A 3,771-nucleotide genomic window follows, 5' to 3' on the forward strand; every position below is an offset into this window, starting at 1 on the left:
GATCGCTGCCACCAGCCGTGGGTGGGCGTAGCCGTGGATCATGCACCACCAGGAACAGGTGGCGTCGAGCAGTGTCTCGCCGCTCGCCAGGGTGAAGGTCGCCCCCTCGCCGCCGGTCACCTTCGGCGCCGGGCGCTGGGTCTTGAGGTGGGCGTAGGGGGGCCAGACGGGGGAGGAGAGGGGAGCGGGCATCAGGGGCCTCCGTGGCAGCGGTGAGGTATCAAGACAGGCACGCGAAAGCGCCGCGCATCTCGGGGAGATGACGGAAGCATCGCGTCGAAAACGGGCAAGAACGTAACGGCAGGCAATGATGGTGCGGATGGGGAGACTCGAACTCCCAAGCCCGAAGGCACCAGGACCTAAACCTGGCGTGTCTACCAATTCCACCACATCCGCACGGGCAGGCAGGCGACCACATTCTACGGACGCCCCCGCGCAAGTCAATCGCCATCGGTCAGCTTACTGAGCATGTGTCCATCGCTCGGAGCTGATCCGTCCACAAGCCTGCGAGGAGGCGCTGTGACCCCCTCCCTGGGCGCTACCGACGCCCTGCCTCGCTCTCGCATCCTGCTCCGCTTGCAGGTCCGGTGCTGGCCATCCATGGCCAGCCCGTTCGGAGCAGTGCTCCTCACCCCTGGCGTAGGACCTCCTCTTCGGCTTGTACTCGGCGCTCCTCGCTTGGGATCGTCATTGGGCAGGATCAGGTAATGGGCGGCGGCCGCGGCCATGGCCGCGGGAGACTCCGCCGCCAGCCGCGGCACCACGCCCAGGCAGGGGGCGGGCAGCGTGGCCGCGAGGGTCGCCAGGTTATCGTGGTAGAGGGCGTCGTCCACGGCGAAAGCGGGGTCCACCAGGCTGCCGACCCAGCCCGCCAGGCGCAGGCCGTCTGCCCGGATCGCCTCAGCGCTGAGCCGGGCATGGTTGATGCCGCCCAGTCGCAGCCCTACCACCAGTATGACCGGCAGCTCGAGCCGCACGGCCAGGTCGGACAGGTCCTCGGTCCCGTTCAGGGGCACCCGCCAGCCACCGGCGCCCTCGACCAGGGTCAGGTCGCGCTGCTCGGCAAGCAGCGGGCGGGCATGGTCGACCAGGGCATCGAGGGCCAGCGTCACCCCCGCACGCCGGGCCGCCAGGTGCGGGGCGATGGCCGGAGCGAAGGCGACGGCGTTGACCGTGTCGTAATCCGCGGCGGGGTGACTCTGGGCCTGCAGGGCCAGGGCATCGGTGTTGCGCAGGCCCTGGGGCGTGGCCTCGCTGCCGGAGGCCACGGGCTTGAGGCCCAGGGTGGTCAGGCCGCGACGGCGCGCCAGGGCCAGCAGGCCGCTGGTGACCAGGGTCTTGCCGGCGTCGGTGTCGGTGCCGGTGACGAAGTAGGCGCTCATCTCAGGCGTGTAGCTCCAGGGTCAGCAGGCGGTAGGTAACGGGCAGGCCCTCGGGCTTGCGCTGCGTCTCGTAGCGGCGCGTCGCCCGTGCCAGGTCCGCGCGGGTGAGTCGGCCCTCGGGTCGCGATGGCTGGGCACCGATACCCTTGATCGAGGTCATCACCGCGGCGAGGTCGGGATAGTGAAAGCGCATTGCCCGCGTCCGGCAGTCGAGGCGGTCAAAGCCCGCCGCCCGGGCCGCTTGCCGGTGGCAGGCGGCGTCCCGGAAGGTCAGCAGGCTGGCAGGCTGGTCGGGGCGCGACCAGGCCCGCCGCACCTCTTCCAGGGTGTCGGGCCCCAGGGTGTTGATCAGCACCCGACCCCCCGGGCGCAGGACACGGCGAAGCTCGGCCATCACGGTGTCGAGTGCCGGGCACCACTGGATCGCCAGGTTGGAGACCACCAGGTCCTGGCTGGCGTCCCCCAGTGGCAGGGCAGCGGCATCGCCGCACAGCCAGCGGGCCGCGTCGCCGTGTGTGCGGCGGGCCACCTCGAGCATGCCCGGGGCAAGATCCAGGCCGATGACCGTGCCGCCGGCACCGAAGCGCTCGGCCAGGTGCGCGGCCATCTCGCCCGGACCACAGCCCAGGTCCAGCACTCGCTCGGCATGCTCGGGAAGGCGGGACAGTAGTGGCTCGGCCATGATCCGCTGGGCGACGGCGCGCTCGGCATAACGGGGAGCGGCGCGGGAAAAGGCGCGGGCCACACGGGCCTGCCAGTCATCTCCCGGGGTTGTGCCCCGGGTGGCGGGGGCAGCGAGCGACAAGGCGGTCATGGCGCGGGCTCCCTGGCGATGCTGGCGAGGCAGGCGGCCAGCGATGCCGGCTGGCTGAGCATCGGGCAGTGGCCGGCCTCGCTCAGGCGATGGTCGGCGCTGGCGCGCAGCGACGGCGCGAGCAGCGGGTCCTGTTCCCCTGCGACGCGCCATATCGGGCAGGGCGCGCTGGCCAGGCGGTCAGCGTTATCCAATTCGCCGAGCAGGTCGAGTCCCGCTGCCAGGGTGGCGCGGTCGGCGCCGCCGTCATTGCCGAGCCACTCGCGCAGTCGTCGATGCGCGGCGCGCGGGTCGGGTTCGCCGGCCAGCTGCCAGCGCAGAAAGTGCCGGTGGGTGGCCTCCGGGTCACGGGCGAAGGCTCGCTGGAAGACAGCCAGCTCCGCCGTGGAAATGCCTGCCTCGTGACAGAAGCGCTCGCCCATGCCGAGCAGCACCAGCCCCCGCGGCGCAGGCAGGTAGGCAAGCAGGGCGGCGGCGAGCAGCCCGCCCAATGACCAGCCCACCCAGACGGCATCCGCCGGGAGCTCCTCAGCCATGGCCTCGGTCAGTTGGATCAGGCGTCGGGGATCCGCCAGCGGCGGGCGGGCGCCGTAGCCGGGCCAGTCGGGGGCGCTGACCGCAAGTCCTACGGGCCAGTGCTTGGCCAGCGGCTGCCAGAGTCGCGCGTCGCAGCCCCAGCCGGAGAGCAGCACCAGGCGCGTCATGGGCTCGTCTCCCCGCCTGTCACGGTGTCCCGGGTTCGGCAGTCGGCCAGCGCCTCGAGCAGGGCCTCCAGGTCGGCATCCGTGTGGGCAGCACTCAGGGTGATGCGCAGTCGCGCCTGGCCGCGGGGCACCGTGGGTTCGCGGATCGCGCCGACCAGGATCCCGCGCTCGGCCAACCAGGCCGCCCAGCGCATCACCCGATGGCTGTCGCCCAGCACCAGCGGTTGGATCGGCGTGGTGGAGGCGGCCAGCCGCAGTCCCAGGATCTTGGCCTCGCGACGGAAGCATGCGATCCACGTTGCCAGGCGGGTGCGACGTTCGGGTTCGGCCTCGAGCAGTGCCAGGGCCTTCAGGGTGGCCGCCGCCACGCCCGGCGGCTGGGCAGTGGTGTAGACATAGGGACGGGCGAACTGGGTGAGGTGCTCGATCAGCGTCTCGCTACCCGCGACGAAGGCGCCGGCGGAGCCCAGTGCCTTGCCGAGCGTGCCGACCAGTACCGGCACCTCGTCGATGCGATGGGCACGACCCACGCAGCCGTCGCCGGCCTCGCCCAGCACGCCCAGGCCATGGGCATCGTCGACCATCAGCCAGGCACCATGGCGGGCGCTGGTCGCGGCCAGCCCGGCGATATCGGCCACGTCGCCATCCATGCTGAATACCCCGTCGCTGACCACCAGCGTGCGCCCGTTGTCCGGTGCGCGGTCGAGCAGTCGTTCGAGGTCCCCGAGATCGCGATGGTGGAAGCGCCGCGAGTGGGCACCGGCGAGTTTGGCCCCGTCGAGCAGCGAGGCGTGATTCAGGCGGTCCTGGAACACCCGAGTGTCAGGGTCGCATAGCGCCTGCAGGGTGCCGAGGTTGGCCATGTACCCGG

The 3,771-nt window shown here is 71.6% G+C and carries 4 protein-coding genes, 1 tRNA gene and 1 pseudogene; all 6 read right to left on the reverse strand.

The window, feature by feature from the left end:
- The coding region (locus tag RI841_RS15285; protein ID WP_310706491.1) for an aminotransferase class III-fold pyridoxal phosphate-dependent enzyme at window positions 1-192 on the reverse strand (192 nt) is incomplete at its 3' end.
- Window positions 193-311: 119 nt separating this feature from the next.
- Window positions 312-396, reverse strand: a tRNA-Leu gene (locus RI841_RS15290).
- Between the two features lie 299 nt (window positions 397-695).
- Window positions 696-1,382 (reverse strand): annotated as a pseudogene (bioD, locus tag RI841_RS15295) (dethiobiotin synthase); the annotation flags it as partial.
- Between the two features lies 1 nt (window position 1,383).
- Window positions 1,384-2,196 (reverse strand): malonyl-ACP O-methyltransferase BioC, encoded by an 813-nt coding sequence (bioC, locus tag RI841_RS15300; protein ID WP_310706492.1) that lies wholly within the window; start codon window positions 2,194-2,196, stop codon window positions 1,384-1,386.
- On the reverse strand, window positions 2,193-2,900 hold the full coding sequence (locus RI841_RS15305; protein WP_310706493.1) for an alpha/beta fold hydrolase: 708 nt from the start codon (window positions 2,898-2,900) through the stop codon (window positions 2,193-2,195). Before RI841_RS15305 ends, bioC begins: the two co-directional genes overlap by 4 nt.
- Window positions 2,897-3,771, reverse strand: an 875-nt coding sequence (locus RI841_RS15310) for an 8-amino-7-oxononanoate synthase (RefSeq protein WP_310706494.1), incomplete at its 5' end; no start/stop codon positions are given. The genes RI841_RS15310 and RI841_RS15305, both read right to left, overlap by 4 nt.

It is taken from the genome of Halomonas sp., from assembly GCF_031581305.1.
Lineage (GTDB): Bacteria > Pseudomonadota > Gammaproteobacteria > Pseudomonadales > Halomonadaceae > Halomonas.